The organism is Streptomyces sp. NPDC000941 (assembly GCF_053599555.1).
The window spans coordinates 1-5294 of the sequence record NZ_JBSFMM010000394.1 but is presented as its reverse complement, the minus strand read 5'-3'; the positions used below and the strand labels follow the sequence as shown (position 1 = coordinate 5294).

Annotated in this window: 4 protein-coding genes and 1 pseudogene; 2 read left to right on the top strand and 3 right to left on the bottom strand. The window is 72.8% G+C overall.

The window, feature by feature from the left end:
• From ACWDSL_RS51540 to ACWDSL_RS51530, 3 genes and pseudogenes are all read right to left on the bottom strand, one after another.
• A pseudogene (locus ACWDSL_RS51540) lies at positions 1-389 on the bottom strand (DUF4232 domain-containing protein); the annotation flags it as partial.
• 144 nt (positions 390-533) lie between these two features.
• A complete protein-coding gene (locus tag ACWDSL_RS51535; protein WP_450496467.1) occupies positions 534-2513 on the bottom strand; it encodes a BTAD domain-containing putative transcriptional regulator in 1980 nt (659 codons plus the stop codon).
• Between the two features lies 1 nt (position 2514).
• Positions 2515-3807, bottom strand: a complete 1293-nt coding sequence (locus ACWDSL_RS51530) for a M18 family aminopeptidase (RefSeq protein ID WP_450496465.1) — start codon at positions 3805-3807, stop codon at positions 2515-2517.
• 230 nt (positions 3808-4037) lie between these two features.
• Here ACWDSL_RS51530 and ACWDSL_RS51525 point away from each other — a divergent pair, with 230 nt between their 5' ends.
• Both ACWDSL_RS51525 and ACWDSL_RS51520 read left to right on the top strand, forming a co-directional pair.
• Positions 4038-4757, top strand: a complete 720-nt coding sequence (locus ACWDSL_RS51525; protein WP_450496463.1) for a TNT domain-containing protein — start codon at positions 4038-4040, stop codon at positions 4755-4757.
• 5 nt (positions 4758-4762) lie between these two features.
• On the top strand, positions 4763-5164 hold the full coding sequence (locus tag ACWDSL_RS51520) for a hypothetical protein (RefSeq protein WP_450496462.1): 402 nt from the start codon (positions 4763-4765) through the stop codon (positions 5162-5164).
• Positions 5165-5294: the final 130 nt, after the last annotated feature.

The window sequence follows — 5294 nt, the reverse complement described above, 5'->3', positions numbered from 1 at the left end:
ATGTAGTTCACCGGCCGCTGAACGCTCTTGACGCCGACCGTCAGCTTGTTGATGTCACACGGGCCGATCTCCTGCTCCGAGTTGTCGGAACCACCCGAGCCACCGGAACTCTTGGCGCCGTCGGAGCCCTTGGCGCCGTCCTTGGACGACCCGGCATCCTGGGCGCCGCCGCCCTTCTTCCCGTCGCTCGCGCCGCCCGTGGCGTCCGACCCGCCGGAGGTCTGGTCGGCCGGGGCCGAGCTCGGGGTGTCCGCCTTGCCCTCGTTCTTGGTGCCGCTGTCCTCGTTGCTGTTGCAGGCGGTGAGGGTGAGAGCGGCGACCGCGGTCAGGCCGACCGCGGCCAGGCGCAGGGTGCGGGCTCGGCGGGTGGCGAAGGCGGTGATCGACATGGTGGGTTCCCCCCAGATGGACTTGGCCGTTTCCGGTGTGTCTTTCTCGGTACGGCTTAAGCCTGTCGTCCTCCGCTGTCGTTCGGCTGCCGCGCCACTGCCGCCCGGCTGCCGCGCCGCTAACGTTCCACTAACGCCCCGCCTTCAGCGATCCCCGTCGCCGTCCTTCCCGCCCTCGCTGTCCTGGGCGAAGAGCTTGACCAGGTCGCTCATCACGTAGCGGTTGGTGGCCTCCTCGTCCAGCAGATGCATCTCCGCCAGCCGATCCAGACCGTCCTGGATCAGCTCGGGGTCCGCACCGGCCAGCGCCGCGGCCTCCGCCGTATTGACCTCCCGGGCGAAGCCGGTGCCCAGGGTGCGCAGCAGCCGGGCGTCGTCCGCGGACAGGCGGGCCACCGAGTTCCGCAGGGCCGCGGCGACCCCGGCGTCCTCCGCGGACAGCAGCGCGAGCCGCCGCCGCTCGTCGCGGAGCGCCGTGGCCAGCCGGGCCAGCCGCCAGCGTGGCCGGGACAGCAGCTGGGCCGAGGCGGCGCGCAGCGCAAGCGGCAGCCCGTCGCACAGGGTCACCAGCTCATACGCGGCCTCCGGGTCCTCGGCGACCCGGTCGGGGCCGAGCAGGGTGCCGAGCAGGGCCACCCCGTCCTCCGGCCCGAGCGCGTGCAGGCGTACCGGGCGGGCCGCGTCGGTGGCGATCAGCCCGTCGAGCCGGCTGCGGCTGGTGACCAGGGTGGCGGTCTGGGGCCCGCCGGGCAGCAGCGGCCGCACCTGCGCCGAGCTGCTGGCGTTGTCGAGCACGACCAGCAGCCGGCGGTCCGCGACGAGCGACCGGTACAGTGCGCCGGCCGCTTCCGGCGAGGGCGGAATGCGGTCCGCGGGCGTCCCCAGGGCGTGCAGGAAGTCGCGCAGCACCTCGGCGGGCGCCGCCGCCTCGCCGCCGCTGAACCCGCGCAGGTCCGCGAAGAGCCGCCCGTCGGGGAAGGCGTCTGCGTGTGCGTGGCCCCAGTACACGACCAGGCCCGTCTTGCCGACCCCGGCGGGCCCGCTGACGACCGTGATGCCGCCCTCCGGGGGGAGACCGGTGGGGGCCCCGCCGTAGGCCGGTCCGTCCGGTCCTTCGGCGGGCAGGGGGAGCCGGGTCAGGCCGGCCAGCTCGCGGTCGCGGCCGAGGAAGCCGGCCGGGGGGCGGGGGAGCAGCTGTGGCCCGGACGCGGAGGGCTGGTGGGCCGTTTGGGCGGGGACTTGGGCCTGCCCCTGGGCCTGACCTTGGCCCTGGGCGGAAGGCTGGGGCCGGCCCTGCGCGGGGACCTGGGCCTGGGGCTGCGCCTGGGCCGCGCGGGGCGTCTGCGCGGTGGGCTCGGCGGCGCCGCGCGGGCGCCCCGCCGTGGGGGCGGCGCGCAGGATTTCCTCGTACGCGGTGCGCAGCCGCTCGCCCGGGTCGACCCCCAGGTCGTCGGCGAGGAGCTGCCGGGTGCGGTGGTACCAGGCGATCGCGTCGGACTGCCGGCCGATGCGGTACAGCGCCAGCATCAGGGCCGCGATGAGCCCTTCGCGCAGCTGATTGGCCACGGCCGCCGGATGCAGTACGTCGGCGGCCTTCTCGTACTGGCCGAGCGCCCCGTGGGCGCGCGCCAGCGCCTCGACGGCGGCCAGCCGCCGCTCCTCCAGGGCGTGGGCCGCCGCGGCGAAGGGCGGGCTGGGCACCGTGCCGGTGAGGGCCGGGCCGCGCCACAGGTCGAGCCCCTGGCGCAGCAGATCCACGGCCTGCTCGGGGGCGGCCTCGGGGCGGGCGAGGGAGACCAGTTCGGAGAAGCGCTCACTGTCGACGAGCTGTTCTGGCATGCGCAGCCGGTAGGCGGAGCCGTGGGTGATCAGCTCGACGCCGTAGGCATCGGCGCCCGCCTCGGCGAGCGTCGCGCGCAGCCGCGAGACATGGCCCTGGATGACGGTGCGGGCGTGCTCGGGCGGCTCCTCATCCCACAGACAGGTGATCAACTGCTCGACGGGAACAGTGGCGTTGGGCTGCAGCAGCAGCATGGCGAGCAGGCTGCGCCGCTTGACCGGGCCCAGCGTGATCTCTCCGGCGCCGGCGGTCACGGCCACCGGCCCGAGTAGAGAGAAGTCCAAGTCAGCCCTCCAGGAAGGCGGTCATAGCCCTGGTCAGGAGCTGGGGGTCCCGGGCGCCGCACAGCTCGCGGGCCGAGTGCATGGACAGGATGGCCGCTCCCACGTCGACGGTGGTGATGCCGTGCCGGGCGGCGGTGATCGGTCCGATTGTAGTGCCGCACGGCATGGCGTTGTGCGAGACGAAGGCCTGCCAGGGCACGCCCGCGCGTTCGCAGGCGGCAGCGAAGACGGCGCGGCCGCCGCCGTCGGTGGCATATCTCTGGTTGACGTTGACCTTGAGGATCGGGCCGCCGTTGGGCAGTGGGTGGTGGCCGGGCTCGTGCCGCTCGGCGTAGTTGGGGTGGACGGCGTGTCCGGTGTCGGAGGACAGGCAGACCGTCCCGGCGAGGGCGCGGGCCTTGTCCTCGTACGCCCCGCCGCGGGCGAAGACCGAGCGCTCCAGCACATTGCCGAGCAGCGGGCCCTCGGCGCCGGTGTCGGACTGGCTGCCGTTCTCCTCGTGGTCGAAGGCGGCGAGAACGGGGATGTACGGCAGCTCGGGGAGGTTGGCGGCGGCGGCGAGCGCGATCGTGCCGGAGTGGACTGACAGAAGATTGTCCATCCGGGGCCCGGCGATCAGCTCCTGGTCCCGGCCGAGGTAGGCGGGCGGGTCGACGCTGTGCGCCATCAGATCCCAGCCGCTCACCTCGGCGGCGGGGACCCCGGCCGCCTCGGCGACGAAGCGGATCAGAGCGCCCTCCTCCATGCCGCCGACGCCCCAGATGGGCGTCATATGGCGCTGCTTGTCGAGCTTGAGCCCTTCGGTGTTGACCCCCCGGTCGAGATGGACGGCGAGTTGGGGGACGCGCAGCAGCGGCCGGTCGACGGCCACCAGGTGGTGCGAGCCGTCCTTGAGGGTGAGCCGGCCGGAGATGCCGAGGTCGCGGTCCAGCCACGTGTTCAGCAAGGCGCCGCCGTAGACCTCGACGGCGATCTGCCGCCAGCCGTGCGCCGCGGTGTCGGGAATCGGCTTGACCCGCAGATTGGGGGAGTCGGTATGCGCCCCCACGATCCGGTAGGGAGTGAAAGGTCTCGCCCCGTCAGGCACGTACCAGGCGATGATGGCGCCGCCTCGCAGGACGTACTTACCGCCCGTCCCGCTGTCCCAGGGCGCAGTCTCCTCGACCTGCCGGAATCCCACCTTCTCCAGCCGCGCGGCGGCACTCGCCACCGCGTGGTACGGCGAGGGGGCGGCGGCGAGGAAGGACATCAGGTCGTCGGTATGGCCGCGGTCGAAGTCGGAGTGCGCGCTCATGTGAACAGCATAGATTCGAGAACCGCCTGGAGCCCGTGTTCGATTCGGGCCTGTGGAAAACGGCTGAGAGAGCGCGACGGGGCCCGGCGTGGCGTGGCGGGGGTGTAGTGCGGCTTCCGTGGGATTGTGCTGCGCCGATCAGATGAAGATCGGCCGCTCGGCGATAAGAAAGACGCTTTTCCTCCGATATCTCCTGTGATCGTGCCATAACGCACTGAAGGGGATATCGGATGCGCGCTCTTCGTCACGTCCTCCTCGTCCTTGGGGCGCTTCTCCTGCTGTGCGCCGGTGCGCCGGCCGTGGCCCAGCCCACCGCCCCGTCCGTCGCGGCCCCGTCCGACGGCGCCCCGTACCCGAGGGAACCTGTCCCCTGTCCCATCACGGACCGGGTGGGGGCCCACACTCCCCCACCTGCCCCGTTCCAGAAGTACTACGAGGACGACTGGCGGCTGGGCCCCGCGCAGCTCCCCCGGAGCGGGCCGATCGCCGAGATGCTCAGGGGCTGGGAGGGGGCACCTCCCAGCGGTAGCTGGGGGAGGCTGGACGATCTGTCGTCCACCGAATTCCTCGACTGCTACTGGAACGACGAGACCTCCGGCTGGTGGTTCCCGGACCCGGACGGCTGGGTGCTCATCAACGGAACGCCGCTGCACGTCACCGTCACCCTGCAGCCCGGGCAGAAGCTCGATCTCTTCGGCAGCGGCTTCGGCCACTTCCTCGCCCCGGCCGGTACGCCCTTCGCCGAGCGCGCGCTTCCGCCCAGCAACCTCAACACCCTCGATCCGGCGTTCCCCTTCGGCTACCACCTCTACGAGGTCCTGGAGCCCTTCACCGCGGAGGCCGGGCCCATCAGGCCCTGGTTCGCCCAGCCGGGAGGCGGTCTGCAGTACCTCACCACTCCCTCGATCCCCCAACTCGTCGCCGCCGGTAAGCTCCGGCCCCTCAACTGACGCGCATGGACCGGCGGGAGCTCGTCCGGGCGCTGCGCGAGGACCGGGTCCCCGACGCGCTGTACGACATCCCGGGTGTGCACGACATCCCGATCCAGCCGGACGCGTACTACTTCCTGCGGCGGGCGCCTGACGGCTGGGTGGTGGGGCTGCGTGAGCGCTCCAAGGACCGGGACACGCACTGGTTCGGCTCGGAGGACGCGGCCTGCCGCGAGCTGCGCGCGAAGCTCACCGCGTCGCCGCCCCCGGCCGGGGGCGAGCGCGTAGCGGATGTGCTCGCGCACAGCGAGGAGATCCAGCGGCAGGCCTGGCGCGACTTCGAGCGCGCGCTGCGCGAGCAGAGGCGCGAGCAGCGGCCCGACGACACAGGAGACGCACCGGGCCCCGGCCCCGACGCGGGTGCCTGAGACGCGGACGCGTGAACGGAGGAGCCGGGTGCCCCGCGCGGGCCCCCCGCGCGACCGGCGGGGCGCGACCAGGGGTAGACCAGACGCAACAGAACGCGTCAGTTCGGTAGAGCACACCTCTTAAAAACAC

What these genes read in the sequence shown, in the direction of transcription:
- ACWDSL_RS51530 (WP_450496465.1), bottom strand. Translation starts at nt 3,807, where the DNA reads ATGAGCGCGCACTCCGACTTCGACCGCGGCCATACCGACGACCTGATG.
- ACWDSL_RS51525 (WP_450496463.1), top strand. Translation starts at nt 4,038, where the DNA reads ATGCGCGCTCTTCGTCACGTCCTCCTCGTCCTTGGGGCGCTTCTCCTG.
- ACWDSL_RS51520 (WP_450496462.1), top strand. Translation starts at nt 4,763, where the DNA reads ATGGACCGGCGGGAGCTCGTCCGGGCGCTGCGCGAGGACCGGGTCCCC.